Genomic DNA, 26,993 nt, shown 5'->3' with positions numbered 1-26,993 from the left:
TGCTAGCGCGCCGAGGGGCGGAAGGCCCCCTGCTGGACTCGTCCGTAGTAGGCGTCGTGAGCGGCTTCAGTGAGCTGCAGGGCGAGCCAGCGGGTCGGATCCATATCCTCGCCCGTGAGCAGGCCCAGGCCCTCGATGAGTTCCTCGACGATCGCGTCTAAATCGCGCTCAAGCCCGATCGCGGCCGACGGAATGAGACGGACTGCTGTTTCGTCGCCGCTTAGGGGCAGCTCGACCCAGACGCTGTCATCGCCCCACGATCCGCCGGCGAACTCGAGTCGCACCAGGCGCCTGCCACCGCTCACGTCGGTGTCGACGCGCCTCAGTTCGAATCCTGCGCCGCAGCCATCGGCCCAGTCGCGAAACACCTCGACCAGATCGGCGTGGAAGCATGTCTCCCACAATCCGCGCAGGAGCGTGCGAAACGGCCGGGCGGACTGGGGTTCGAGGTCGTTCAAGAAGATGCCCCCGGAATACTGATAGCCGAGCGGCTGCGGTGGATCGTCCTGCGCGCTGATGAATTCACGCACGATGCGGTGGACTCGCGTCGTCCCAGGCGCGACCGGTTCCTCGACCATGACCGTCACGACCCGGGTCAGACCCGCCAGCAGATTCACGTCTTCACCGACGCGAACAAAGTTGACGTCGGCGGGCTCGTCCGCGAAGAAGCATTGCAGGCCGAGCCAATGCCCGCTGCGCAACTCAATGCCGAGCGAGACCTGGCCGGGAAGCGAGGCATCCGTCGTCTCGATCGCGCGACCGGCGAATCCGATACCGCGTAGCGCCTCGCCCAGAGCGGCAGCCCGCGGCGAGAGCGTGCCCTGCAGATCGAAGAACCAGCCGTCCTTGTGCGGGGAGTCGTAGTTCGTGTCCCCGCGGACCTCTCGTTTCCGATGCAGGCGCACTTGATCCTCGAAGACCTGCGCGAGCGAATAACGGCGAGGCGTGTCCGGCGGCTCGCCGATGGCCCGGGATTCCGGTTCGAGAAAGCGGGGATCGGTGTGATCCCAGTCGTAGTCGGGGCGCTGAACGCTGCCCGTCGAATCGATGAAGCTGGCCGGTGGCAGCGGGCTGGCCCGGGATTCGAGAGAACTCACCTCGGCAAGAGCCGCGCGAAGAAGTCTGCTGCCGCCCGCGGCGCGCTGGCCGGTCAGATCCTGCCGGACCTTCGCGAGGTCTTCGTACCAATCCCGTCGCAGCACGACGCCGCGCAGTTCGTGCCATTCGTAGAAGTCGCCGATCAGCACGAAACGCCAGCCGGGCCAGTGCGTGGCGAACAGGCGATCGATCGACGAGAAGTGCTCGGCAGTCCAGAAGTAGACGGTCCGGGAGGACTCGTCCATATGCAGACCGCACCACAGCGTATAGTCCGGATGGCGCAGGTCCAGCCCCCACCCATCTCCCGTGCGATGCCGGTGATCCCGCGCGAAGTCGAGTATCGCCCCAGGGGGCAAGAGCGCGAGCTGGTCCGCTTCCAGCTCGGAACGCCACGACACAAAACCGTCCGCGAGGCTCACGCTGATCGGCATGGGCGAAACCGGATCTATGGCCGGACCCAGCAGATCTGCCACTCGCCAGCCGATCGGCTGGTCGTCGAGAACAGGTTCGGCGTCCAGCCCGAGTCGAGCCGCTATCGGACCGATCCCGAGTGGGGACCACACGGCCTGCCACCCCGGCCAGTTCAGTTCGAGCAGGTGATTCACGAGGCGCGGCAGCGACGAATCGAACGAGTAGTCGAACCAGATCACCTCGCGGCGCGGCACGTTGATCAGCAGGCAGCTCTCGGCGTGACGCAGGGCGGAGACGCAGTCCGAAAGTTCACCAAGATAAGCCCGGCTCTCTCGCATGTGCAGAGTGGTGCCCGCGGGGCCGTCCACGATCGCGTGGCTCACGCGCGCCTGCGAGTGGTCATCGAAGAACCGCACATGCGTGTCCGTCCTCATGATGATCAAGCCTGCGTGGCCCACGACGCCCTCCTTCGGGTCGGCGTCAGAATACGTGGAAAATCGCCATTCGTGAATCCCTATCGGCATACAGGGCTCTGACCTGGCCCAATAGGGAAATGGCGGGCTCGCTCCCCAAAGCGAACCCGCCACGTCCTGGTCACTCCTGCACCCAGTACGGCACCAGTGGCACCCGCGTGCACTCCCGGCGAGATCCCGCAGGAGGCGCCGCAGCACCTCGGGCTCACGGGAGGCGATCGGCAACGCCATCGGGAGGCGCGTCGCTAGCGCGGTGGTTTACGGAACAGCCGAAATCGACTTGCGCGAGCGCAAATTTGCCAGCGGGGAGTAGCGCGGCGCCCACCGCGCAAGACTGCCAGCCGCGCCGGCGCCCGCGAGCGCGGCGATCCAGATGCCCGCCGCCAGCGATCCGAGTGCCGTAGCGGCGGAGAGTACGAGCGGTCCAGCCGCCTCTCCGCTGTCCTGGCAGAGCCGCCACAGCGACAGGAATCGCGCCCGATTGTCCGGCGGTGCCACGTCGGCGCCGAGCGTCATGACGATGCCCGATCCGACTCCGTTGGCGAAGCCGAGGATCGCGGCGACTACCCCGAGGGCAACTGCAGTTCCGGTCAGCGGGATGGCCGCCGTCGCGCAAGCCATGAGAGTCATCGACGGCACGGCAACCCACAGACGTCCCAGCCGGTCCATCAGCTTGCCTGCCGGATAGAACAGCAGCATGTCGAGCCCACCCGCGATGCCGACGATCAGCGACGTGGTGCTCTCATGCAGTCCCAGGTGCTCGGCCCACAGCGGCACCACCGACTGGCGTGCGCCCCGCGCCGCGGACACGAGCATGATCGCCACGCCGAGTCGCGCGAACATGCCCCGGTAGCGAACGGCCAGTTCCCAGACGCTCAGCCCGGCTGTGGTCCGCGGGGCGGGGGCGGACTCGTCCATCACCGTGGACGAGCCCTCCCGACCCGCCTCGGAGCCCAGCAATGCGAGGAGGATCACCGTCCCCCCGGAACACGCGACACCCAGCCAAGGGACCGATTGAACCGAGCCGAGCATGATCACGGCCGCGCCCAGGAACGGCCCGATGAACAGGCCGATGCGGTGGAACCCGCCGAGCGTGGAAAGGACGCGAGCGCGGCGCAGGGGCGGCGTGATCTCGGTCAGGTAGGCCTGGCGCGCGAGGTTGTAGACGGCCGTTGCCGAGCCGAGCGTGAAGGCCGCGAATCCTCTGAGGCGGGCCTGCGCGAAAGAGCAGGCCCGCCTCTTCAGTGAGAGGGACGACGCTCTGGCGATAGTGGGCTCGAACTGCCGGTTCAGCGCCCCTACCCGGTTCGCTTCGGCTTGCTCGCCGCCTTGGACTTGCCCGCGCTCTTCCCCGTGCCCGCGCTCTTCGGCTTACCGGCGGCGCGATTCTTGGTTTTCGCCCCCTGGGCTCCGCGCGACTTCTCCACGCTGCGCTTCAGCGCTTCCATGAGGTCGATCACGCCCTCGGGGGCCCCGCCGCCGGAGTCCGCGGGCTCCGCCTCGCCGAAGGTGGCGGCGGTGTCCACGCTGTCGCCGCGTTCGAGCTTGGCGTCGATGAGTTCTTGCAATTGATCGCGGTATTCGTCCCGGAATTCCTCGGGCCGGAAGTCCGCCTCCAGGCTGTGCACCAGCGCGTCGGCCAGTTCCTGTTCCTTGGCGCTCACGCGCGGCGGGTCGTCGAGGGCGGGCAGGTCGATGTCGCGCAACTCGTCCGCCCACATGATCTGCTGCAGGACGAGCGCCCCCTCGCGCACTCGCAGCGCACCGAGGTGGGTCTTCTGGCGTAGCGCGAACCGGACGATCGCCGTCCGGTCGGTCCGCTCCAAGGTGCGTCGCAGCAGCACGTACGGCTTCACCCCGGATTTCTCCGGTTCGAGCACGTAACTGCGCTCGAAGGTGATCGGATCCACCTGATCGCTGGGCACGAACTCGATGACCTCGATGTCATCCCGGCTCGCCGCGGGCAACTCCGCTAGGTCCTCGTCCTCCAGGACGATCGTGCGCTGTCCCGCATCGTAGGCCCGCTCGATGTGCTCGAACTCGACGACCTTGCCGCACACCTCGCAGCGCCGCTCGTAGCGGATCCGCCCGTGATCCTCGTCATGCACCTGGTGCAGGGCGATGTCGTGGTCCTGCGTCGCGGTATAGATCTTGACCGGGACGCTCACCAATCCGAAGGAGATCGATCGTTTTCCAATGGCCCGCATCTGCCCATCGCACTGCAAGTCGGTGCGGGCCGCAACCCGAACCTGCCGGTGGCGAGTCGAAACGGGCCGGTCTAGCGTGACGAGTATCAGCCACCGCAGGGGGATTCATGGAAATCGACGGCAAGGACGTGCGGGTCACGCATCCCGAGAAGGTCCTCTACCCATCGACCGGCACGACCAAGGGCGACGTCATCGCCTACTACAACGAGGTCGCCCCGTACCTGATCGCCTACGCGGCGGACCGGCCCGCGACACGCAAGCGCTGGGTGCACGGGGTGGGCACGGAGGATGCCCCGGGCGAGGTGTTCTTCCAGAAGGAACTCGGCAATGCGCCCGACTGGATACCGCGCCAGGTCCAGCATCATAAGGACCACGACGTCACATACCCGCTCGTGAACGACGCCGCGACGCTCACGTGGCTGGCGCAGATGGCGGCCCTTGAGATCCACGTGCCGCAGTGGCGGTTCAATCCAGACGGGGAACCGGGCAACCCCGACCGCATGGTGTTCGACCTCGACCCGGGCGAGGGCGCCGGGCTGCCGGAATGCGTCGAGGTCGCTGGACTCGTCCGCAAGATCGTCGAGGGAATGGGCCTCGAACTCGTGCCCGTCACGTCCGGAAGCAAAGGCATTCACGTGTACGCGCCGCTCGATGGCTCGCACACGTCGGCGCAGATCAACGACCTAGCCCACGAGCTCGCCCGATCCATTGAGGCGGATTCGGATCTGGTGATCAGCACGATGCGGAAGGTGGATCGGCGCGGCAAGGTCCTGATCGACTGGAGCCAGAACAACGCCAACAAGACGACCATCGCCCCCTATTCGCTTCGCGGGCGCCGGCGCCCCACGGTCGCAATGCCGAGGACGTGGCGCGAGATCGGCTCCCCGCATCTGCGGCAGATCGAATTCAACGAGGTGGGGGGCATCCTGGCCCGGCGCGGGGATGCGGCGCGGCCGCTGCTGGGTAGGGACGAGGCCGCCGCCGCAGCGGGGGACGCAAACTTTTCCGGTGACGACAAGGAGGGCGAGCCAGACCGTTTGACCGTCTACCGGTCGATGCGCAGTGCGGCGGCAACACCCGAACCGGTGCCGGACCTGGTCGCCGCGCGCGAATCGGCCACGGCGCCCATCTTCGTCATCCAGAAGCACGCCGCCAGCCGCCTGCACTACGACTTCCGGCTCGAGCACGATGGCGTGCTCGTCAGCTGGGCCCTGCCCAAGGGCGTGCCCAGTGAGGGGAATCACCTGGCCGTGCACGTCGAGGACCACCCGATCGAGTACGCGACGTTCGCCGGCGACATCCCGAAGGGACAGTACGGAGCCGGCCACGTTGACGTGTGGGATCACGGCACGTTCGAGGGCGAATGGTCAGCCGGGGAGGTGGTGGCCACGTTGCACGGCCAACCGGACGGCGGGCTCGGCGGCGATCCCGTCAAGGTCGCCCTGATCAGCGCGCATCTCAGCGGCCAGGAGAAGAACTGGCTGATCCACCGGATGGAACCGGAAGGCGCCGGTGAACGGCCGACCGCTCGTCCGCCTCGAGACGCGACCGATCACCGGGCGGACGCTCGATCGGCGCGACCAGCGGGCGAACCGCGACCAGCGGAGACGCGACCGGCGGACGCTCGATCGGCGCGACCAGCGGGCGAACCGCGACCAGCGGAGACGCGACCGGCGGACGCTCGATCGGCGCGACCGGCGGCAACGGGATCACGGTCCGCGGGTGGCCGGGAGAACTCGTCCATCTCCCCGATGCTGGCCACGCTCGGCACGGCTGATCAACTGCGGCAGGTCGACGCGGATGCGGCCGATTGGGCGATCGAGATGAAGTGGGACGGCATTCGCGCGATCGCCGCGGTGGGTAAGGCCGTCGATCTTCGCAGCCGCAACGGAATCGAACTCGATTTTCCGGAGTTCGCCGACTTGCCGAGCCTGCTGGATGGCCGCACCGCCGTGCTGGACGGCGAGATCATCGCGCTGGATGCTCGCGGGTATCCGAGTTTCGGGCTTCTGCAGCGACGCTCGGATCCTGACCGGCCGCGGCCGCCGATCCGCTATGTCGTGTTCGATCTGCTCGCCCTCGATGGACAGGATCTGACCGATCTCCCGTACACAGAACGCCATTCCATGCTGCTGGAGCACGTGGCTACCTCGGCGAGCGTGCTGGTGCCCCCGGTGTTCGAAGGCAGCGCGAGGGAGGGAATGGACCGCGCTCGGGAGTTGCACCTGGAGGGCATCCTGGCGAAGAAGCGTGCCTCGGCCTATGCGGCGGGACGCCGGTCCAAGTCCTGGCTGAAGTTCAAGTTTCACCGGACGCAGGAGGTGGTGATCGTGGGCTGGCGACCCGGCAAGCGCAAGGTCGGCTCGCTGCTGCTCGGGGTGAACGACGGCGGGGCGCTGCGATACGTGGGGCGGGTCGGTACGGGATTCTCTGACGCCGACGCGGCCGATTTCGCGGCGCGCCTGCGGCCACTTGCCCGCAAGACCTCGCCCGCTGCCGACGTGCCTAAGGCTGACGCGAGCGACGCCAACTGGGTGAGTCCGCAGCTGGTCGGCGAGGTCGAGTTCGCCGAATGGACGGGGGACGGCCGGCTCAGGCAGGCGTCATGGCGCGGCTGGCGACCCGACAAAGACCCTGAAGACGTGGTGCGCGAGGAGTGATCGCGAGCGCTCCGCTTGCCCGCGGGGCTCCGCCCGGGTGCGGTGGGTGCTGGCACGGCCCGGGTGCGAGGTGGCCGGGTGCGAGGGGACTGGACGCGAGGTGGCCGGGTGCGGTAGATGCGAGAGGGCGCGGTGCGGCGGGTGCGAGCACGGAGGGAGCGGCGGGTGCCGCCACGAGTTTGGCTCGGCAGATGCGCAGGCTAGTGCGCCGGATCGCGAGACAGGTCGGGCGCGGTGCGCTCCCCGAACTCGTGCTTGAGCGCGCTGAGGGCCGCGTTCCACCCGGCCAGCCCGTGCACGCCCGGACCGGGCGAGGTGGACGCCGAGCACAGGTACACGCCAGCCAGCGGAGTGCGCCACGGGTCGGGTCTCGCGACGGGACGGCGCAGCAGCTGGCGCACGTCCGGCGTCCCGGCCGCGATGTCCCCGCCCGGATAGTTGGGGTTGCCTCGCGCCACCTCGATCGCCGACCGGGATGCGCTCGCGAGGATCGTGTCGCGGAACCCCGGGGCGAACCGCTCGATCTGGGCGATGATCGCCTCCTCGCGGTCCACCGGCGAGTCCGCGGGAACGTGCGTGTACGTCCACAGGGTGTGCTTGCCCGCCGGTGCCCGAGTCGGATCGAAGAGCGACGGCTGAGAGACGAGCACATACGGGTTCCTTGGATGCCGCCCGCGCGCCACGGCGCGCTCGGCTCCCTTGATCTGGGCTCGACTGCCGCCCACGTGCACGGTCCCGGCCTCGCGCAGTTCGGCGTCGCGCCAGGGAACGGGCTCGCTCAATGCGAAGTCGACCTTGGCCACGGCACTGCCGTAGCGGAATCTGGTGAGGGCCCGCCGATAGGACGCGGGCAACTCGTCCTCGATCATCGTCAGGAACGCGCGCGGGGTCACGTCGAGTAGCACCGCGCGCGAGCGGGGCAACTGGTCGAGCGTGCTCACGTGGACTCCGGTCGTCAGTGCCCCGCCGTGCGCCTTGAGGTCATCGACCATGGCGTCGATGATGGCCTGGCTCCCACCCCGCGGAATCGGCCAGCCGCGCGCATGGGCGTAGGCGGCGAGCGCCAGGCCGGACCCGGCGGCCGCCAGTCCCGGCAACCGCAGGATGGAGTGCGCCATCACGCCCGTGAGCATTGCGGGTGCCACCGGCTCGCGAAAGCGCGCGCCCCACGCCGGGGTGCCCTGCTCCAGCGTCTTCATTCCGAAGCGCGCGGCCATTGCCAGGTCGGGGGGGATGCGGACGAGTGGCCCGCCGGTGAACTCCGCGACGGCGCTCGTGTGCGCGGCGAGCGATCCCATGAGCCGGGCGTAAGCATCGCCATCCGCGCCGAGCCGAGCGCGCGTTCGGCCGAGGTCGCGGTACGCCAGGCCGGGCGGCCGATCGTCGAGCGGGTGCGCGAACGAGAGCTCGGGGACGGCGAACTCAACTCGGCGAGGAAGCTCGAAGGCACGGAAGAAGGCGGATTCGAACGCCAGCGGGTGCACGGCCGAGCACACGTCGTGACGGAAGCCCGGCAATGTCAGCTCGCGCGTCCCGGCACCTCCCCCGGGAAGCTGTTCGCGTTCGAAGACGTGTACCTTCAGTCCGGCCCGGGCCAGGGTCACTGCGGCGGCCAGCCCGTTCGGTCCGGCGCCGACGACGACGGCGTCTACCTCGAAGGGGCCCTGTCGCTCACGCATGGTCGAACCTTCTCACATGCTTGCCTCGTCCGAGGTCCTCAGCGATCGAGTCCTCGGCACCGGCGGCTATCCCCTCCGCGATGAAGGCGAGTCTGCGCAGGGTCTCGGTGTTGCGCCAGCCCAGCGCGAGCGTCATGAGGGGGCGAGGGATGAACTTCGCGGGTCCGCTCACGACGTCCTCCACGATACGCACCAGGCAGCCCTTCTTCGAGGCCTTGGCCTCGATCGTGACGGTCGCGATCCCCACCGGCCACGCGCGAGCATTCAGTACCATGCGTCGCGGCTCGTGCCATTCGATGCTGGTGGTGGAATCGTTCAGTAGCAACGGCCAGACTCCGACCGAATGGCGCAGTTCCGTCCCTGGCTCCGGCCAGGCCGCGTCGACGTCGCGCATGCGAGAGGCGCCCACCACCCAGACGGGGAACAGCCAGCCGTCGCGCAGCACCCGGAAGACGGTCTCCGGAGCGCAGTGCATCTCCCGGACTATGGTCGACATCAGGCTCCCGCGGGATCGGTGGCATGCGGATCGAGCACTACCTTGACGCACCCGTCGGTCTTCCGCTGAAACACGTCATACAGCCGGGCTGCCGCCGCGAGCGGCGCTCGATGGGTGACGAGGTCGTCGATGCCGAACGGATCGGCTGGGTCCTCCACGAGTGGCAGCAGGTCGTCCGTCCATCTCTTCACGTTGCACTGTCCCATGCGCAGCGCGATCTGCTTGTCGAAGAGTGTCTTCATCGGCAGCGGGTCGGCCATCCCGGCGTAGACGCCGCTCAGGGAGATGGTCCCGCCGCGTCGCACGATTTCTATGGCGAGCGACAACGCCGCGAGGCGATCCACTCCAGCGTGTTCCATGAGTGGCCGGGAAAGCGCGTCGGGCAGCGATCCGATGGCGTGCTGAGCCACCTTGACACCAGGGTTCCCGTGCGCCTCCATGCCGACGGCGTCGATCACCGCATCGGCGCCGCGGCCGTCGGTGAGGTCGATCACCTGCTCGGCGATGTCGTCCGTGAGATCGAACGAGTCGATGCCGTGACGGGTGGCCATCGCCCTGCGAGCCGCCTCCGGTTCGATGGCGAGCACCCGATAGCCGCGCCAGGCGGCCACGCGGGCGACGAGTTGCCCGACCGGTCCGAGGCCTATCACGGCGACCGTCCCGCCCGGAGGAACGGCGGCGTACTCCACGCCCTGCCAGGCAGTGGGCAGGATGTCGCTCAGGAACAGGTACCGGTGATCGGGCAGATCCTTCCCCACCTTGACGTGGTTGTAGTCGGCCAAGGGAACCCGGAGCAGTTCGGCCTGCCCGCCTGGCACCTGTCCATACAGTTTCGTGTACCCGAACAGCGCGGCTCCGCTGCCGTAATCGCGCACCTGGGTGGTCTCGCACTGGGATTGAAGTCCCTGCCCGCACATGAAGCAGTCGCCGCAGGAGATGTTGAAGGGGATGACGACTCGATCGCCGACCTGCAGTCGATGGATGTCCGCGCCGGTCTCGACGACGGTGCCCATGGTTTCATGTCCAAGAATGTCTCCCTGGTCCAGGAAGGGCCCTAGGATCTCGTACAGATGCAGGTCGGAACCGCAGATCGCGGTTGAACTGACCTCGATGATCGCGTCCGTCGGCTTTAGGATCCGCGGGTCGGGCACCTCCTGCACCTCGACATTGCGCCTGCCCTGCCATGTCACCGCTTTCATCGTCGCCCCCTGGCTTTAGATCGGGATTCCGCCATGTGCGCGCCCCGCTCCTTCCATCCTTGCCTCATCCGCGCGGAACGGCGCGGCGAACGTATCCGTGCTGGTCGCGGCGGCGACGCGATTCGGCTCAGGTCGCGAGCACTGAGGTTTGCGCGCATTCTGACGGCATGGGCAACACAGCGAAGTCGCGCAGGTCCGGAAGCATGCTCTTCTCGTTCTGGTCGTGGATGACCATCATCGTCCGCCCGCCCCGACTCGCCCGCGTGGGCGCGCGTCCGAGGGATCAGGCTGTGGCTGTATTCGAACTCCCTGCTCATCGTGATGGGCGCGATATTCCTGCTTTCGTGGTTCGCGCAATCCGTTGCCGGACGCGTCGTGGCGAACGAGCAGAACGCGCTACACGGTCAGGCGCCGCAGTCGTGGCTCGACTACGTGATGTCTCCCGAGTTCTGGAACCGCACCCTGCAGAACTGGCAGTCGGAGTTCCTGGCGGTCGGCGCCATGGTCGCCTTCTCGATCTACCTGCGGCAGCGCGGTTCCAGCGAATCGAAGCCAGTGGGGTTGCCGAACCACAAGACGGCCATCGAGTCGGAGTAGCGCTACGGGATGGTCATCGAGTCATCCTTCAGCGGGGGAGCAGGCGGGTGTAGCGTGAGTCACATGGGACTTCGACTGGGCATGATCACCATCGACACGACGGACGCGAACAGCCTCGCGCGCTGGTGGGCAGATCAGTTCGATGGGGAGATCGTCGCCGACAACGACGGCTGGTACGTGATGGTGCGCATTGGCGACGGTTCCCCGATCCTGAGTTTCCAGAAAGTGACGGACCCGACGCCGGGCAAGAACCGCATGCACCTCGACCTCACCGCCCCGGATATCGATGCGGAGGTCGCGCGTCTGGTCGAGGCCGGTGCAAGCGTCGTAGGCACGCACACGATGGACGAGGGCTTCACGTGGACAGTCCTCGCCGACCCCGACGGCAACCAGTTCTGCGTGGCACCGGAGCACTAGGCCCCTCGGCCCTCCTCGACTGGGACGCCGACTCGCCAGGCCTGCCAAACCTCTTCTCGAGATTCCACTGGCCGTGGCGACAGGGGCGAAACGGGCCTTCAAGACCGCCGGTCGTGCACGCCCCCTGGATCACCCGACACCTGCTCCTGGTCTCGGCGTTCGTGAGGCGTTTGTAAAACGTCAGCCGGTGTATTCGACGGCCGATAGCAGGATCGTGCCGGGCCGTTCGGCGACCTGAACCAGGGCGGTTTCCAGGGCCTCGGTGAGGTCGAAGGCATTGTTCTCGGTGAGGATCTCCGGATCGAAGATGTCGGCGCGCGTCACGCACGCGGCCCCGGCGGGGCACCCGGACTGGTCGAAGAGCAGAGTCGTGAGGTTCTCGGTGGGCTCGGGCGGCTGGCCGTCGATGAGCAGGAACTGCTGCGCCAGGTTCTCGGCCGCGGTGAAACTGATCTCCTCCTGCGCGGCGGGCGTTGCTCCGATGATCAGCTGCGGTCCGGCGGCCACGGCGGCCGTGACGGAGTCGCTCAGACCGCTGGCATCGTCCGCCCGGAGCACGGTCAAGACGGCGCCGCTATCGCGCGCCAGGGCCGACAGCGCATCGCCGAGACTGGTCACGAATGGCTGGTCCGCCGCGGGTGCGATGAGGTACCAGGACGCGGGCGTCCCCGGCTCGTTGCCTGCAGTCGAGGAGTGTGCCGCAGGAGGACTCGTCCCCCCATCCGGCGCGGCTACCGCGCCCGACCCCGCCGATGCCGGGCCGCCCGGCGCGCCCTTGTCCGCGGATGAGCACCCGGCCAGCGCCAACCCGACGGCGATCACCGCCGCAAAGAACCTCAAGCCGTGTCGATACTTCACGCGACGAACTCCTCGGGAATGAGTCGTCGTGGGCGGCACCCGCGCGGATGCCGCCCACGACGCGCCAGCGGACTGGCTACTTCTTGACCGGCTTCTTGCCGACCTTCTTGGTCGCCTTCGAGGTCACGGTCTTGGTCGCGTAACCCGGCTGAGAGCCGGTCACCTTCACCGTGATCTTCTTGGCCCGAACCGACTTGCCGAGCTTGAGGCTCGCTTTTGTTGCTCCCTTGATCGCCTTGCCGTTGGCATACCAGCGGTACGTGAGCTTGGTCCCGGCGGACCACTTACCGGTCTTGACCTTGAGCGTCTTGCCGACCTTCACGATGCCGGCGATCTTCGGCGTGGCCGACTTCAGCGCGGCCTTCGCGACCGAGGTCGGTGCCGTGGACACGACCGCGTCGAGGTACCCGTCCAGGACACCCGTGACACTCACCCGCACTGCCTTGCCCGCGAGCGCGGGCGTCAGCTTGAGCGTGGCACCAGTACCGCCGGCGATGGCCGCGCCGTTCGCCGTCCACGTGTAGCGCAACGCCGCTGCGGCGGGCCAGCCGGTCGCCTTGGCCGTGAGCGTGGCACCCACTTTGGACGAGCCCTCCACGGTGACCTTGCCGGGGACGAGCACCCCGGCGGAAACGACAATCGGATCGGAGGTCTGCGTCACGGTGGTGTGACCCGCGAGCGTCCCGGTGATCGCAACGGCGACACTCTTGCCGATCAGGTCCTTGGTGACGGGGAGCGTGGCCGACGCTGGACCCGGGATCGCCGCGTTGTCGGCGGTCCAGGCATAGGTCAGCGCGGCGCCCTGCGACCAGGTGCCCGGCTGCGCCGTCAACGACTCTCCGACGCGCGCTTGACCTGCGATGACGGGCTTGGCGGACGTCAGCGGCGCTCGCACGACGGTGACCGTGCGGGTCTGGGTGGCCTCGTTCCCTGCCGCATCGGACACCGTGTAGGTGAGCGTGTATTCACCGAGCTGGGCGGTGTTCACCGATCCGGTGACCGTGATCGCCGAGGTCAGGTTGCCGTCGACGGCGTCGGTGGCCGTGACTCCGGCCAGCGCGTCGAACGAGGAGCCGTATGCGACCTCAGCGGCCGCCGGCACATTGAGGACAGGGGCGGTCACGTCCGCGCGCTTGAGCACGACCTTGTCCACCACGGTGTTGTCCTCACTGCGGTACGTGGTCACCGTGATCGATGCGTCCGTCACCTCGACGTTGGAGTAGTTGCGCTTGTTCTCCTGGTTGATCACCGCGGCGAAGGGTGCGTTCGGCGCCTTGACGGCGTAGTACTTGCTGCCGGAAGCCGAGTTGGCGGTCACGTACAGGACGTCACCGGGCTTGGCGCTGACCTGCTCCTGCGCGGTGCCGCCGACCTCGACGGGCACGCCGTCGTTCATCAGCCAGCTGCGCGTGTAGCTGTGGTCGTGGCCCATGAGCACTAGGTCGAAGCCGAGGTCCGAGATCGTCTCCGGCATGTTGGCGCGGCGGTCGATGATGTCGGAATCGTCGGTGTGGGAGGCCACCGAGTAGATGGAGTGGTGGAACCCGAGCACCTTCCACTTCACGTCACCGCCCTGCTCCTGGACGATCTTCTCCATATACGCCTTGTGACTCGCGTGGTCGCGACTGTTGGAGTTCAAGATGACGTAGAGGGTGTCGTTGTACTTGAACCAGTAGTTGCCGCCGGATGAGGACGAGGATGACGCCGCACCATACGACGGGTCCCAGTTCGGGGTGTTGAAGTGCTGCTCGTACGCCTTGGATCCGACGTCGTGATTGCCGTTGATGGGGGCGAGCGGCAGGCGGCGGAGCTGTTCGGGGGCGAGGAACGCCTCGTACTGGGACTCGTTCGGTGCGTTCTCGACCTGGTCACCGGCGGAGAAGATGAACTCCGAGCCGGGGAACCGCTGCTCCGCGGTGTTCAGCGTGTTGATCCAGCCGGTTCGGTCATTCCCGACGTTGCCGGAGGCGCCGATCTGCGGGTCGCCCACGAAGATGAAGTTGTAGTCCCCGGTCAGGGCGCCCGTCGTGAACGAGTAGGTGCCGGACCAGCCCTGCGAGTCGCTGCCGACGCGGTACAGGTACTCGGTGCTCGCCTCGAGACCCGTGATCGTGGTGCGCTGCGAGAACTGGCCGTCCGTCGTCGCGCCGCGCGTGGCCGTGAACGTCTGGACCCCCGCGGTCGGGAATTCGGCGGGAGCGCCGGCCGGCTTCTTGGCGACCTGCGCGACCTGCGGCACGTCGATGTCCGTGTACCAGACCAGGTTGCGCTCCTTCTCGCTGGAGCCGATGTTCAGCGCCAAGTCCGTGATCGTCGCGGCGTCTGGCAGGAACTTCGCCACGAGCGAGCTCAGGTTGAAGAAGATATCCGAGCTGCCCGAATCGCACTGGTAGAGCGCGACGGCGATCGTATTCGTGCCGGGTTGCAGCACGCTCGGCGCGACCGAGAAGGTCGACGTGTCGGGGTCGGCTCCGTTGCTGCCGCCGTACTGGAGGTTCTGGGTGATGTTGCCGTCCTCGTACCCGGCGACCTTCTGCCCGTTGACGAAGATGCGCAGCCCGTGGTCGTAGGTCACCGTGCCCTGGAGCTGGTTGAGGTGGTCGATCTGCTCCTGGGTGATCGTGAAAGTGCTGCGGAAGAAGTAGGTCTGCACGTTGAGCGTCTGGCCGGGGATGTACCGGGTCAGCAGCGTGTTGATCGCGTGGCCGCCGCCCATGCCCGAGGTCGTCCCGTTCTTGTGGCCGAAGCTACCCGTGCCCGTATTCCAGGCCGAGTCATCGAATCCCGTCTTGGCCCACACCAGGGTGTCCTGGTTGGTGCCTGCCGGGTCGGTGTTGTTGTCCAGATACTTCCAGTTGGTGGTTCCCGAAGTGATGAGCGGGACATCGGCTGGGGTCGCCGCCTGCGCGACCGGAGCGGCGATCCCGCCTCCGAGTAGCAGCGCGATCGCCGTGGTGACCAACGCTGCGCGAGCGCCGAATCTTGTGGACAGAGCCATGGTTTCCTCTCGATGCGGAATCGACCTGATGGTGGTCGATATCCACTCAAACGGCCCAGCCTGTCGTTGTAGTTGCCTGCGCGGGGCCGTTTCGGAAACTCTTGGTGAGCAACCGGTGGCGGCGTGTCTCGAAGATATAGACGAGCAAGGACGGCGGCTCTACCGCGTTAGATTCCGGTTCACCCCCGGATTTTTCAGTTCGCGAGGCGAAATACATGCGCCCCAACTGAAATTTCATGGTGCGAACCGGGCGAGAGCCCAGCACGCGGCGGAAGTGCGCGCCACCGCGGTGTCTGCAAAGTCACACCACTCCCGGTTTCCCTCACTCGCCCACCGTCCTAGACTTGTACTGACCAGTCAGTATGAAAAGAGGATGAATGTCACCCGACACCACAGCGATCGACCCCGCCGCCAGCGCGGTCATCGCGCGGAACCTGACCCTCACTGGAAAGCGCGGCTACGTATTCGGGCCGCTCGACCTCGACATCGCGCCCGGCACGCTCACGGTCCTGCAGGGGCCGCAGGGCAGCGGCCGTACTGCTCTCCTCCTCACGCTCGCGGGTCGCATGAAGCCCGATCGCGCCACCGAGGACCTATGGGTCCTCGGCCACGCGCTTCCGGACGAGCGCACGAAGGTCCAGCACCTCGCCGCCATCGCAGGTTTCGACGGCATCGACCAGCTGGATGGCTCGGTCACGGTCGGCGATGTCCTGCACGAGCGCATCGGCCTGCTCACCCCCTGGTACAAGCGCCAGCCCAAACTCACGCCTCGCCGCTATGCGCAGCTCGCCGCCCCCGTGTTCGGCGGTCGCCCACTCCCGGCTCTCGGGACCATCGTGTGGGACTTGGACGAGGTCGACGCCCTCCTCCTGCGCATCACCATCGCGCTGCTACAACGGCCCCGACTGCTCGTGGTCGACGACCTGGATCAGGTGCACGATGCCGCGGGTCGCGCCTTCGTCTGGCAGCGACTCGAGGCACTCGCGCGGTCGAGCGAGGCGGCGCCAGCGGAGAACTCGTCCGAAAATCCCGAGCCGACCCCGGCCGGCGAAAACGGCGCGAGCGATGGACCTCCCCCCGCCGGTGAGCAGTCCCAGGCCGGCGAACACGAGCCCGCCGGCGAACAACACCGCGCGGTCGACGATCACGCATCCGGGCTGGGCCTGGCCACCGGGTCGCTCGCGGTGATCGCGGCCGTCGCCTCGGCCACGGAGCCGGCAACCATCGCCTGGGCGAACGGTGCCCCCGCCGTCGTCGCCATCGAGCGCTCGGCCTCCTACGCCGAGCGCATCAAACCGAACTCTCCCTCGGAAGGGAACTGAAATGTCCGTCGCCGCCACCGGCACAGAACTCCGCCGCTTCCGCCGCGGCACCGTCCCGAAGCTGGCCATTCTCGCCCTGATCCTGATACCGCTGCTCTACGGCGCGCTGTACCTGTGGGCATTCTGGGATCCGACGGGCAGGATGGATCAGCTCCCCGTTGCGATCGTCAATGCGGACGAGGGCTCCGTCGTCGGCGACCAACCGCTGAACGCCGGGCAGCAGGTCACCGATGAGCTGGTGTCCTCCGCCGACCTCGATTGGAAAGTGACCACCGCGGCAGACGCCGACCAGGGCGTCCGGGACGGCACCTACTACTTCGCGGTGACCCTGCCGGCGGACTTCTCGCGTTCCATCGCCTCGGCGGCGGGCGACGACCCGCAGGGCGCGAACATGTACGTCACCTACAACGACGCGAACTCGTTCCTGGCCTCCACGCTGGGCCGCAGCGCAATGGAGCAGGTGCAGACCGCCGTGCGGGCGAAGATCTCCGACCAGGCGGTCGAGAAGGTGCTGGTCGGGCTAGGTTCGGCTCGCGACGGGTTCGCGCAGGCCTCCGACGGCGCCGTGAAGCTCACCGATGGGCTGACGGATGCCAAGAGCGGGGCATCGAGCCTTGCCGATGGCGCGTCGAGCGCTGCTGAGGGAGCCTCCGCGCTCGCCGATGGCGCCCAGCAGCTCGATGATGGCGCGCAGGAACTCAAGACCGGGACCGGTTCACTGAGCACTGGCGCGTCCTCGCTGGCCACGGGTGCCGGATCGGTCAGTGCGGGCGCCGACACGTTGCACTCGTCGCTGGGCAAGCTCAGCGCCGGCGGGGTGAAGGTCAACGACGGCGCCGCCACGCTGGCCAAGGGAAGCAAGACGCTCGCGGCGGGCGCTACGCAGGCCTCGTCCGGCGCCTCCGACCTGGCGGACGGCAGCAAGAAACTGGCCACCGGCGCCACATCCTTGCAGGACGGCGCGGTCAAGACGCAGCAGGGCGCCGAGCAGTTGCGCAAGGCCACCGCGACCCTGTCCGGCGCGTTCACCGCGAAGTCGGGCATCCTCGCCGGAGCCGATAGTGCGGCCGCGGGCGCTCAGCAGCTCGCGACGGGGCTCGCCGCCGCGCAGGATCAGGTGGACGCGCTGCCGGACACGATCAGCGACCTCGCACAACTCATCGCGGCGAACGATCAGGCACTCGCGCAGGCCGGGTTGCCAGCCGCCCACCCGCTGCGCGTGAAGAACGCCGCGGCACTGACGGAGTTGCAGCAGATGGCCGGATCCGACCTGGCGGACAACTACGACCAGGCCGTCGCTGGCGCGCAGGCGCTGGCCAGTAAGGACAGCGGCCTGCCATATCTGGCTGCCGCGCTGCACACCGCGTCGGATGGGGTGGAGGCCGTCGAGGCGCAGCTGACCCCCAGCGGGGGCGCGGCGAACTCGTCCACGCCGGCGTCACCCACACCGGCGTCACCCACGCTGCGCGACGGCATCGACGGTGTCGCGGACGGCGCAACCACGCTGGCCGAGGGCACAACGACGCTGTCCAGTGGGGCGAAGAGCCTGGCCGCCGGAACCTCGAAGGTCGCGGACGGCGCGGACAGTGTCAGCAGCGGCGCGAGCACGCTGAAGTCGGGAACCAAGTCGCTGGCCAGTGGCGCGAAGAAGGCGACGACCGGCGCGGGTGACCTGGCCGACGGAGCCAGCAAGGTCGCGGACGGCGCGGGGACGCTTAAATCGGGCTCTGCGAAGCTCGACAGCGGCGCGAAGAAGCTGGCGGACGGCACCGCGAGCGCGACAGACGGCGCGGGCCAGCTCGCGGACGGAACCAAGCAGCTCGCCGATGGTGCTGGCACGCTGAGCAGCGGGCTGACCGATGCCACCGACGGCGCGGGGACCCTCGCGAAGAAACTCAGCGAGGGCGCCGACCAGATCCCGGCCGACGACGCTACCCTGCGCGCGCAACGGGCCACGGCGATCGCCGCGCCAGTGACCGTGAACAGCAATGACATCGCGCAGGCCGAGGGGTTCGGCGAGGGATTCGCGCCGTTCTTCATCTCGCTCGCCCTGTTCGTCGGGTCGCTCATCACCTGGCTGCTGCTGCGGCCGGTGCCGCCGCGCATGCTCGCCGCCCCGGTCAGTGGGTGGCGCATCGCATTCGGCGGGTACCTGCCCGCCGCCGCGATCGGCCTGGCGCAGGTGCTAGTAATGCTGACGGTGATCCACTTCGGGCTCGGGCTGGAGATGGCGAACGCCGTGGGCGTGGTGGCGTTCACTGCGCTGATAGCGGCCGCGTTCGTCGCGCTGCAGCAGATGTTCATCGCGCTCGCCGGGCCCGCCGTCGGCAAGGTGATCATCCTGGCGTTCCTCATGTTGCAGCTTGCCTCCTCCGGCGGCACGTACCCGGTCCAGACGACCGCCGGGTTCTTCCAGGTGCTCCACCCGTGGCTGCCCATGAGCTATTCGGTCACCGGCCTGCGGCAACTGATCACAGGCGGGGCGGATGGCCGATTGGTCACCTCGGTGATCTACCTGGCAGGCTTGCTCCTGGTTTCGCTCGCCGTGACCGCGTGGCGTAGCGGCCGCATGCGGACCTGGTCGCTCGAACGGCTGCACCCGGCGATCTCTATGTGAGTCGGTGAGGCAGCCGTGGCTGGGAGGTGCGGCTGCCGCTCGCGCGGGCTTGGTTTGATGGACGAGTCCTCCGTTCGTCGTTTGGAATGCGGCGACTGGAATGCGGCGACGGAGGGCTCGTCCGCACCGGCCCGGCACGGGAACTAACGAAAGGGAAGGTCAATGGCCAAGGAATCGACGCAGGTCGAGATCCTCGACGCGGCGGCGGCGCTCATTGCCGAGCGCGGGTATACCGCGACGTCCGTGGACGATATCGCGCTGCGCGCGGGCGTCGCCAAGGGCTCGGTGTACTACAACTTCGGGTCGAAGGCGGACATTCTCGAGGCGATCCTGCAGCGCGGGGTGGGCCGGCTGTCAGAGCTGATGTCGTCGGCGCGCGAGGGGCGCGAAGGACTGGACGCGCTTGAGCACATGGCGGCCGCCGCGATCGAGGTGATCCGCGACCGGACCGACTTCGCGAAGATCCTGGCCGCCGAGGTGTTTCGCGTCGGGCGGCAGTGGGAGGAGTCCATTGGAGCCGTGCGCGAGGCCGCGATCAGCCAGTTCGCCGAGGTCATCGCGCCCATGCGGCCCGACCTGGACGCGCACCTGGCAGGCGGCGCTGTGTTCGGATCCGTGCTCGTCGCCGGGCTGGAGTGGATGGTGTTCGAGTCCGACCGGCCGTTCGAGGACGTGCTCGCCGTGGTGAAGGCGCTGCTGGGCGGGCTGGTTAAGGCTTAGGCGGCGGATTGTCTCGTCAGCCGCGCGGCAATCTGAACGCTGCGCGCAGGTCGTCAATCATCGGATAGTGCTTGACGTTGATCGTCGCAAGATCCTCACCGTGCCATTGGCAGGTGGCGGCGATCAGATAGTCGCCTAACGAGATCCCGCTGTGCGCTCCGTGCCACATGCGTCGCAGTTCTCCGGCTAGGCGCGCGATCGGTTCGTCCACTGGAACGATGTCGAAGATTCCCAGCAGTCGATTCGTGATCGCCACTTCCTTTGGTCGCATACCCCCTGTCAGTTCGGCGACACTCACGGCGCTGACGCGTAAGGACTGGGCAGGGCTCACCGAAGTGAACCAGTCGCGCGCCGCGTCAACGCCACGCAAGTGCGCGATGAGGATATCGGTATCAACGATCACGTCAGCGGGTCCTGCCACAGCCCGCCAAGGTACGCGGCACGATCGCCGTCTTCGCGATCCGCCCACTCAATCTCAAATCCGGACAGCGCGCCAAACGTGAAATCGATGACTTCCCTACGTTGCGCGGACTCTCCGTCCCCCGCGAATGATCGATCGATGATGCGCCGGATGATCTCGGCTCGTGACGTGTGCTGAGCGCGCGCGAGTTCGTCGAGTCGGCGAGTCTGCTCCTCGTCCAAGTAGATGTTCGTGCGCTGCATACACCAGAATATACACCGTGGGAATTTGGATGTCTCGTGACGCCGCTTGCCAACGGGGAACCAGAAGCGCCCGGCCGCGCATCCCCTGCAGACCTTGCTTGAACTCGGGTCGCCCCACGGTCAGATGGTACGAACGTGCGCCGCGGCGGCTGCAGTTGCCAACTTCTCGTCGAACGTGGCGAGACTTGCGCCAGTGCTGATTGCTGCGGCCAGCACGCAACACTCGGGCATCTTGAGCCGCGTGGCCGCTCGGACCTCCGCCATGCTCAACGCCTCGGCCGCACCTTGAGGCACGACTTCCAAGCCGGTAGCCAGCAACTCGTCCATGATGCGCGCCGCCCTCCCGAACCGCGCAGGCCCAACCAGCACCTCCGCCAGCGTTAGGGGATGGATGAGCACGCGGCCTTCAAAGACCTTGCGGAGGATCGCGACTGCTCGACCGTGGTGCGCGTCGGATGATTCAAGGAAGGCGAACAGCACGGATGCGTCGAGGACGATCACGTGGACCACTCCTCGCGCAGGTCAGCCAGATAGTCATCACCGAACATGCCCGATCCTGCGCCCGCAAGAGAGTCGAGCCGTTCCAGGATGAGGGCGTTCGTGCGCTGTTCGTCCGCGTGTAACGCATCGGCCCCGACTTGGACGAGCCGCACAAGCAACCGCGACCTGGACTCTCCCGGCCACCGGCACGACACCTGGCTATCCCCATGACATTTCCCCTGTTGACCAGTTGATGACCGCTTCCAACTCGTAACCGCTATTTGTACCGTCCTCGTTTTCCGAAGTCACAGCCAGGCACGAAAACGTCGTTGAGGTCTGCGCAAGATCCTCAATCGACGAACCGGCGACCGCCATGCAACTCGCCTGGCGAACCTTCTCGGAGTAATAGCCGTCTTTCACGCGTTTGCGTGCCGTCTTCAGGACATGTTTCTCGAGTTGCTTCACGGTCTTGGCACGCGATTCTTTCTCAATAGTCGCCTCTTCTTCCTTCCGCGCTACCTCAGCAGCGGCGACCCGTTCCTCCTCGGCGACTCTCTGAGCCTCGTCCACCCGCACTCGCTCGGCAGCGGCGATCCTTTCAGCCTCAGTCACCGCCGCTGCCGCAGCAATGGCTCGACGGTCAGAGCGATCGGACAGGATGATGTACGCGGTGGTACCGCAAAGCACAACGACAACGACGAAAGCAACGAGCGCGAGAGCCCTGCGTGGCGGCCTCTTGCGCGCAACGATGGGTGCCGGTTCACCTTCACCATGTGCAGGCACCGCTGGCGTCAACCATTCTTTGCCATCCCACAAGCGTGTTACCCCATCGGCGTTCGCGTACAAACCGGGAGGAATCTGTTCTGAGGTCACTGCCATCTCCATTCTGAATTGGCACCAAGGCGCCCTGTTGAGGTTTGGTATCTAACACGCACATAGTCACATCACCCTCTGACACGTGTGCTCGTGGTCGCGATTTGCCGCTGCGCTCAGGCCCTGCGCGCTCGCGCGGCCTACTATCGTGTGTGGGGGTGATCGCAGTGCCTAGCAGTCCCGAGGGCCGTTCGATGAGCAACGCGTTCGTCAAGCACGCTTCCGGGCCGGACGACAATCTGCCCGGTGAGGCCGCCGGGCTCACTTGGTTGCGAGACGCGCAGGCCGACGGCGGCGCACCCGTGGTGGACGTGCTGCGAGTGGGCGGCGGAGAACTCGTCCTTAACCGGCTCTCTCCCGGCCCGCCCAGCCCCGAGGCGGCCACACGATTCGGGCGCGCGCTCGCGCATACGCATGCGAGCGGTGCCCCGTGGTGGGGGTGTCCACCGCCGGAGTGGCCCGGGCCGATGTGGCAGGGCTCCTCGCATTCGCCGATGGCATCCCGGGACGAGGCGCCCGCCACCTTCGGCGAGTTCTACGCGCGGTATCGCGTCGAGCCCTTCGTGCGGCGCCTGTTCGACGAGGGCGCAATCGACTCGGGTTCGCGAAGAGCGTTCGACGTGCTGCTGGGACGATTGACGGCGGGAGAACTGGATCACGACCAGCCGGCGCTCGTCACCAAGAACGGTCATGCGGTAGCACGACTCCATGGCGACCTGTGGACAGGCAACGCTTTCTGGGCGCAGCGCGAGGGCGGAACCGAGGTCGTGCTCATCGATCCGATGGCGTACGGCGGTCATGCGGAGACGGACCTCGCGACACTGTCCGTGTTCGGCTTCGATCACTTGAGCGAGGTGTACGCGGGCTACCAGGAGGCCTCTCCCCTGGCGGACGGATGGCGCGAGCGGCTCGATCTTCACCGGCTCGCGATCGTTGTGCTGCACGCTGCAGTGTTCGGCGGTTCCTATGTGCCGAAGGCGGCGCGGCTGGCTTCGGCGTATCGGTGAGAGTGTGGGTTGTCGGTGATCGAGTGCCTTACCCGCATTCCATCGCCGATATTGCTATTTCACAATAGGTAGTGGCTATTGCGAAATAGCAATAATCATGCGGTATCGTGAAATCACGATAGGAGGTCAGCCATGGCCCAACGCACCGCCCGACTACGCACGCCCGCGGACTTCGGGCTCGCCATCCAGCAGGCACGCCTAGCCCAGGGTCTGTCACAAATGGAACTGGCAGAGGCCCTCGACATCCCGCAGAGCACCATTAGTCAGTTAGAAAGCGGGCACTCGACTATCTTTCTGCGCCGGTTTCTGACGATCGCACGGGAGTTAGGCCTCGATCTGGGCGCCACATGGGAGAGCAACGATGCGCCTCGCGATTGAGCTCTACGGGACGATCGTCCGGCACCTCGGTGGGGATCGACGCACCTTCGACTTCACGCCCTCAGCCGAAGGGATGGAACGCTTTGGCGGAAATAGCTCTGTCCTCTCAGTGGCGGTGCCGCTCCAGCACAACCTCCCACGTCACTTTGCGGGTCGGCGTCGCAATTGGTTCATCGAGTTGCTCCCCGAAGGGGACCAATACGAACACCTCCTGAGGCAAGGGAACCTACCTCGCGGCGACACACTTTCGTTTCTCGCGCGATACGGACGGGATGTAGCGGGTGCACTCCAGATTTGGGACGAGGACGATCCCACCGAACCTCCGACGCCGACGTTCGAACCGGTGACGGACGCGCAGATTCGAGAGCTTCTGGAAGATCCCATTGGCTCCCCGCTCGCCAACACCCCAGGCATGGGCAAGACGTCGCTGAACGGCGTGCAGCCCAAGATCGTTCTTGCCCACGATTCTCGCGGGTGGTCGCGGGCACTCGGCGGAGTTCCAAGCACGCACATCCTCAAGCCGCGGCTCGATGGCGCGCGAAGCACGATGGTCTTCGACGAGGAGTACGGCGCGCAGTTCGCCCGCGCGCTCGGACTCGCCGACTTCGACACCCGCATCGTCGACTTCGCTGGACTGCAAACCCTCATTGTCGAACGCTATGACCGCGTTGATGGTACGAGGGTGCACCAAGAGGACTTCAACCAGGCATTGGGTGCCGCGGCCGATCAGAAGTATCAGGAGATGGGCGGAGTTGTCTCGCTGCGGCGAATGGCCGCCGTCATCTCCGCTCACACCTCCGGAGAAGAACTACATCGGCTCGCCCGGCTTACGGTGCTCAATGTGGCACTCGGCAACCTGGACGCCCACACGAAAAACTTTGGACTCGTCCATCTGGCCGATGGCCAGATCACGTTGGCGCCCGCATACGATGTGGTCCCACTGGCCCACGTCGGGGATTCGGACGGGCGACTCGCTTTGAGCGTCAACGGCCAATATCAGCATGCTGCGGTCAGTCGAGATGACCTTGTGGCTGAGATTGCGAGCTGGGGTGTTCGGCGTGCCGAGGGCACGGTTGCGACCACACTCAGTGACATTCGGGAAGCCTTAGAAACGCTCTCACCGCTCGATGGGGCTCACGCCCACGTCGAAGACTTTGTCCGACGTTTCGCCACGAACCTCGCATCCGGACGCGCCGCTGGCGATGTCTAGTTCCTTAGCCCTTGTGGTACCTGCGCAACACCTATTCGCCGTCGCGTGGCGGGAACAGCACGGAGCCAATCTGAGCGCCCGGCTCCGAGGTTGGGGGATCTGAACACTCGCGCAATTCGACCCGTCCATTGCCGACTCGAATGTCCCAAAGGTGAACATGTTTCTCCGTGGGCCGAACGATCTCATCGCTTTCGCGGCTTTCGATCGCCTCGGCACGACGCAGGTCGCCTTCGATTCGGAGCCGAAGCGCAATCTGAGACTCGATCCGATCCGCTAGATCGTGGAAGCAAACATCGCCCGCAGCCCTGACCGCAACTTGGGCGGTGAGAACAGCCCGCTCAAGATCGCCGCATTCAATGACGACTTCAGCGCGACGCGCCTCGGCTTCCGCCACATCTGCCACGTGCCCGCGACCCGCGCGCATGGCTTGGACGAGTTCGTCGGCTATTTCGAGCGCCTCCTGACTAGGGATCAATTGTCTAGCCAACTCGCTGTAGAGACGAAGCGTAGAGGATTCGATGATGCCCGGAAACTCTCCATGATCGTGGGGCACCTGGCGAATGAGTTGCACTCCTCGTTGAAGGGCCAGGAGTCTAAGGTTGGGGTCAAGCTCTACCGGGGCATCAAGGTGAGCCATTCGCATGCCCGAATCAGATCGATGCGGACGACCTGCTCTTCGGTCGCCACCAGAATTTCTCGCACCTCGTGAGCCAAGTCATCGTCCATGACGCTCACCCTAGAGCGAGCATCGGACATGCCATCCCGAGACGAACCGGATGCCTGGCCGCCGGGAGGTGGAGGTCATGGCACCCGTCATTGCTGACGCCGGCATTGAAGGCGAGCCCGTTCTACTTCGAGTCGAGCGGCGAGGTGTAGTAATTCTGCGAATCTGGTCCCGCGGCCGTCTCTTTGAGACCCGACGCTGACGGCGGCACGAGGGCGAGCGACAACCAACTCGGCCATTCAGCCTTTGTCACGCGTGCGGAGTCAACGCAACTGGACTGTTCCGTGCTGGACTTGAACTGACTGTTTGTGCGTAAGTCGTCGCTGTTCTTCGGTTTGGTTTCCCTCTCACGGAGCGCTTTCAATCTCGCTGGCCGCACCTTGGCCGAGCCACTCCGTTTCGGGTTCTTACTCGCTTCGCCACGCTCTTTGGTTCGGGAGCGCCGATCTGGCGATGCCGGCACTCCTTGACTCACTTGCAGCGCCAGAATCTGAGCCCGACACGCGCGCAAGCCTCGCTCCAAATGGTCCAGGACCCGCAGGTCGACGATCACCGCTGAGTCTTGGCTGCCAGCAACCAGGTTCCGCACCTCGCACAGGTAGGTCAGAGCACGTTCAACGATCGGGCCGGACGCAATCTCACCAGTGCTGCCCCTCGATTCAATGGACGCAATCTGCGCCGACACACGAAGCCATTCAGCATTAATGAACCCGACATCATGCGCGCTGAGGTGTCCCTTTTCCGAACGGACCTCCACGTCAGGCAGCCCAGCCAAGCCGCGCCAGTAGCGCCGAACCGAGACTATGCACTTGCACTGCCGCCCATTCGGGCACTTATGCCAAACCGAAACAAACTCAATGGCCATTTCGCCACCTCCTTGTGGTCGACCTGTTTTAATCCTGGTTTCGATCGTCCCACGACGGTCTGACACGGATTAATCACCGTGCGCACGAGCGCGGAAGCCACGTGTCCGACAGCGCATCTAGAGTCGATTTCATGGATGAAGAACTGACTGAAGATCAGCGGCTGGTGTTCATGGCGCTGGACGCTTTCAAAGCCACAGGGCTGGCCTACACCGTCTTGATGCGTCATGGGCAGTACGGCATTCGCGTTGACTCGATTGGACTTGAACTTTGGCTCACGAGCTTGATTGAAGACGCGCTTGAGCTCCCGGAATCGGAGTGGCCGAACCGAATCGACTATTGGCTTGCGACGGTCGTGGAAGTCATCGAACACGGTCCGAACCCCAGGTATTCCGAGGATGAAGTCCGCACGGCTATCCGCACTCGCCTCTTCCGAGCTGACGAGGACCCTGAGGCCTTCTCCTACGCTCGACCATTTGCGGACGGACTAGTGCTCGGACTGGCGCTGGATTCGCCAAGGACTGTCGCCAACGTAACTAGCAAACTGCTCGGCACCCTGCCGCTGGGCGTTGACGCACTATTCGAGTTGGGGCAGGTCAACACGGATCAGGAGACGATTGACGATGCCTTCGAGATCGTCGAAGAGGAATGCCACGGTTTGATTGGCGACTCGCACTTTGTGGCGTCCCGAGCCGCCAACCTGCCATCGCTCCTGCGCGACTACATAGGCAATGCCCCCTATGGCGTTGCGTTCGGCGTTCCCAATCGTCATACGTTGCTCTATCGAACTCTCGACAAAGAGACCTGGCCCGGAGTCACTGGCATCGCGTCGCTCGTCGATGGAATCGCCCACCGCGAAGGTGACCCTAATCCAGGCGGAGTCCTGAGTTCCCATCTGTACTACTGGGCTCCTGAATGCACGATAGAAACTCTCGCTGGCCGGTTCACGGACGTCGACGGGAAAACGACGCTCACCATTCGCCCAGGCAACGCCTTCACTCAGTTCGTGATGCGCGGTTTCGGCTGAGGCACGCAACTCGGGC

At 66.2% G+C, this 26,993-nt stretch carries 24 protein-coding genes and 1 pseudogene; 10 read left to right on the top strand and 15 right to left on the bottom strand.

Annotated features, from left to right (window positions below; genetic code table 11):
* Window positions 1-2 precede the first annotated feature (2 nt).
* The 3 genes from FB461_RS08350 to ku all read right to left on the bottom strand — a co-directional run bounded on the left by FB461_RS08350 (window position 3) and on the right by ku (window position 4,189).
* The gene (locus FB461_RS08350) at window positions 3-1,967 is read right to left on the bottom strand and encodes a hypothetical protein (protein ID WP_142121023.1); all 1,965 of its coding nucleotides are present in this window, start codon (window positions 1,965-1,967) and stop codon (window positions 3-5) included.
* 273 nt (window positions 1,968-2,240) lie between these two features.
* Window positions 2,241-3,122, bottom strand: coding sequence for an MFS transporter (locus FB461_RS08345; RefSeq protein WP_246046175.1), 882 nt, complete (start codon window positions 3,120-3,122; stop codon window positions 2,241-2,243).
* 158 nt (window positions 3,123-3,280) lie between these two features.
* Complete coding sequence (gene ku, locus FB461_RS08340) at window positions 3,281-4,189, bottom strand: non-homologous end joining protein Ku (RefSeq protein ID WP_142121019.1); 909 nt, start codon at window positions 4,187-4,189, stop codon at window positions 3,281-3,283.
* Window positions 4,190-4,296: 107 nt separating this feature from the next.
* Here ku and FB461_RS08335 point away from each other — a divergent pair, with 107 nt between their 5' ends.
* A complete protein-coding gene (locus FB461_RS08335) occupies window positions 4,297-6,849 on the top strand; it encodes an ATP-dependent DNA ligase (RefSeq protein WP_142121018.1) in 2,553 nt (850 codons plus the stop codon).
* A gap of 200 nt (window positions 6,850-7,049) precedes the next feature.
* Here FB461_RS08335 and FB461_RS08330 read toward each other — a convergent pair whose 3' ends face one another.
* From FB461_RS08330 to FB461_RS08320, 3 genes are read right to left on the bottom strand one after another with little or no spacing between them, the layout of a single operon-like run.
* Window positions 7,050-8,528 carry a phytoene desaturase family protein gene (locus tag FB461_RS08330; protein WP_142121017.1) on the bottom strand — a complete coding sequence of 493 codons (1,479 nt, stop codon included), beginning with the start codon at window positions 8,526-8,528 and terminating at the stop codon, window positions 7,050-7,052.
* The gene (locus FB461_RS08325) at window positions 8,521-9,024 is read right to left on the bottom strand and encodes an SRPBCC family protein (RefSeq protein ID WP_142121016.1); all 504 of its coding nucleotides are present in this window, start codon (window positions 9,022-9,024) and stop codon (window positions 8,521-8,523) included. The genes FB461_RS08330 and FB461_RS08325 overlap by 8 nt, the downstream gene beginning before the upstream one ends.
* On the bottom strand, window positions 9,024-10,223 hold the full coding sequence (locus FB461_RS08320; RefSeq protein WP_142121014.1) for an alcohol dehydrogenase catalytic domain-containing protein: 1,200 nt from the start codon (window positions 10,221-10,223) through the stop codon (window positions 9,024-9,026). Before FB461_RS08320 ends, FB461_RS08325 begins: the two co-directional genes overlap by 1 nt.
* A gap of 252 nt (window positions 10,224-10,475) precedes the next feature.
* On the opposite strand from FB461_RS08320, the pseudogene FB461_RS08315 reads away from it, so the two are divergent.
* Window positions 10,476-10,820: pseudogene (locus FB461_RS08315) on the top strand (DUF6766 family protein); the annotation flags it as partial.
* Window positions 10,821-10,883: 63 nt separating this feature from the next.
* On the top strand, window positions 10,884-11,237 hold the full coding sequence (locus tag FB461_RS08310) for a VOC family protein (protein WP_142121013.1): 354 nt from the start codon (window positions 10,884-10,886) through the stop codon (window positions 11,235-11,237).
* A gap of 180 nt (window positions 11,238-11,417) precedes the next feature.
* Here the strand turns inward: FB461_RS08310 and FB461_RS08305 are convergent, their stop codons facing one another.
* Window positions 11,418-12,095, bottom strand: a complete 678-nt coding sequence (locus FB461_RS08305) for a type 1 periplasmic-binding domain-containing protein (RefSeq protein ID WP_142121011.1) — start codon at window positions 12,093-12,095, stop codon at window positions 11,418-11,420.
* 76 nt (window positions 12,096-12,171) lie between these two features.
* The gene (locus tag FB461_RS08300; RefSeq protein ID WP_142121009.1) at window positions 12,172-15,093 is read right to left on the bottom strand and encodes an immunoglobulin-like domain-containing protein; all 2,922 of its coding nucleotides are present in this window, start codon (window positions 15,091-15,093) and stop codon (window positions 12,172-12,174) included.
* Between the two features lie 377 nt (window positions 15,094-15,470).
* Here FB461_RS08300 and FB461_RS08295 point away from each other — a divergent pair, with 377 nt between their 5' ends.
* From FB461_RS08295 to FB461_RS08285, 3 genes are all read left to right on the top strand, one after another.
* A complete protein-coding gene (locus tag FB461_RS08295; RefSeq protein WP_142121007.1) occupies window positions 15,471-16,415 on the top strand; it encodes an ATP-binding cassette domain-containing protein in 945 nt (314 codons plus the stop codon).
* Between the two features lies 1 nt (window position 16,416).
* On the top strand, window positions 16,417-19,032 hold the full coding sequence (locus FB461_RS08290; protein ID WP_142121005.1) for a YhgE/Pip domain-containing protein: 2,616 nt from the start codon (window positions 16,417-16,419) through the stop codon (window positions 19,030-19,032).
* A gap of 162 nt (window positions 19,033-19,194) precedes the next feature.
* Window positions 19,195-19,752 (top strand): TetR/AcrR family transcriptional regulator, encoded by a 558-nt coding sequence (locus tag FB461_RS08285; RefSeq protein ID WP_142121003.1) that lies wholly within the window; start codon window positions 19,195-19,197, stop codon window positions 19,750-19,752.
* Window positions 19,753-19,768: 16 nt separating this feature from the next.
* Here FB461_RS08285 and FB461_RS08280 read toward each other — a convergent pair whose 3' ends face one another.
* The 5 genes from FB461_RS08280 to FB461_RS08265 form a co-directional block, all read right to left on the bottom strand.
* Window positions 19,769-20,155 carry a type II toxin-antitoxin system VapC family toxin gene (locus FB461_RS08280; protein ID WP_142121001.1) on the bottom strand — a complete coding sequence of 129 codons (387 nt, stop codon included), beginning with the start codon at window positions 20,153-20,155 and terminating at the stop codon, window positions 19,769-19,771.
* On the bottom strand, window positions 20,152-20,415 hold the full coding sequence (locus FB461_RS08275) for a ribbon-helix-helix domain-containing protein (protein ID WP_142120999.1): 264 nt from the start codon (window positions 20,413-20,415) through the stop codon (window positions 20,152-20,154). Before FB461_RS08275 ends, FB461_RS08280 begins: the two co-directional genes overlap by 4 nt.
* Before the next feature lie 120 nt (window positions 20,416-20,535).
* Window positions 20,536-20,916, bottom strand: coding sequence for a type II toxin-antitoxin system VapC family toxin (locus tag FB461_RS08270; RefSeq protein WP_170222674.1), 381 nt, complete (start codon window positions 20,914-20,916; stop codon window positions 20,536-20,538).
* Window positions 20,913-21,068 carry a hypothetical protein gene (locus tag FB461_RS12010; protein ID WP_170222673.1) on the bottom strand — a complete coding sequence of 52 codons (156 nt, stop codon included), beginning with the start codon at window positions 21,066-21,068 and terminating at the stop codon, window positions 20,913-20,915. Before FB461_RS12010 ends, FB461_RS08270 begins: the two co-directional genes overlap by 4 nt.
* 46 nt (window positions 21,069-21,114) lie before the next feature.
* Window positions 21,115-21,768 (bottom strand): hypothetical protein, encoded by a 654-nt coding sequence (locus tag FB461_RS08265; RefSeq protein ID WP_142120995.1) that lies wholly within the window; start codon window positions 21,766-21,768, stop codon window positions 21,115-21,117.
* Between the two features lie 194 nt (window positions 21,769-21,962).
* Here FB461_RS08265 and FB461_RS08260 point away from each other — a divergent pair, with 194 nt between their 5' ends.
* The 3 genes from FB461_RS08260 to FB461_RS08250 all read left to right on the top strand — a co-directional run bounded on the left by FB461_RS08260 (window position 21,963) and on the right by FB461_RS08250 (window position 24,363).
* Window positions 21,963-22,775 carry a fructosamine kinase family protein gene (locus tag FB461_RS08260; protein WP_142120992.1) on the top strand — a complete coding sequence of 271 codons (813 nt, stop codon included), beginning with the start codon at window positions 21,963-21,965 and terminating at the stop codon, window positions 22,773-22,775.
* A gap of 132 nt (window positions 22,776-22,907) precedes the next feature.
* A complete protein-coding gene (locus FB461_RS08255; RefSeq protein WP_142120990.1) occupies window positions 22,908-23,153 on the top strand; it encodes a helix-turn-helix domain-containing protein in 246 nt (81 codons plus the stop codon).
* A complete protein-coding gene (locus FB461_RS08250; protein WP_142120988.1) occupies window positions 23,137-24,363 on the top strand; it encodes a type II toxin-antitoxin system HipA family toxin in 1,227 nt (408 codons plus the stop codon). Before FB461_RS08255 ends, FB461_RS08250 begins: the two co-directional genes overlap by 17 nt.
* 31 nt (window positions 24,364-24,394) lie before the next feature.
* Here FB461_RS08250 and FB461_RS08245 read toward each other — a convergent pair whose 3' ends face one another.
* Window positions 24,395-24,934 carry a hypothetical protein gene (locus FB461_RS08245; RefSeq protein WP_142120986.1) on the bottom strand — a complete coding sequence of 180 codons (540 nt, stop codon included), beginning with the start codon at window positions 24,932-24,934 and terminating at the stop codon, window positions 24,395-24,397.
* A gap of 277 nt (window positions 24,935-25,211) precedes the next feature.
* Window positions 25,212-25,952 (bottom strand): hypothetical protein, encoded by a 741-nt coding sequence (locus tag FB461_RS08240; protein ID WP_142120984.1) that lies wholly within the window; start codon window positions 25,950-25,952, stop codon window positions 25,212-25,214.
* Window positions 25,953-26,083: 131 nt separating this feature from the next.
* Between FB461_RS08240 and FB461_RS08235 the strand changes: the two genes are divergently transcribed.
* Complete coding sequence (locus FB461_RS08235; protein WP_142120982.1) at window positions 26,084-26,977, top strand: hypothetical protein; 894 nt, start codon at window positions 26,084-26,086, stop codon at window positions 26,975-26,977.
* The last annotated feature ends 16 nt before the right edge of the window (window positions 26,978-26,993 follow it).

The organism is Rarobacter faecitabidus (assembly GCF_006716265.1).
In the GTDB taxonomy this organism is placed as follows: Bacteria; Actinomycetota; Actinomycetes; order Actinomycetales; family Cellulomonadaceae; genus Rarobacter; species Rarobacter faecitabidus.
Note: the sequence above shows the minus strand (reverse complement) of the source record. Positions and strands in the feature narration are given on the sequence as shown.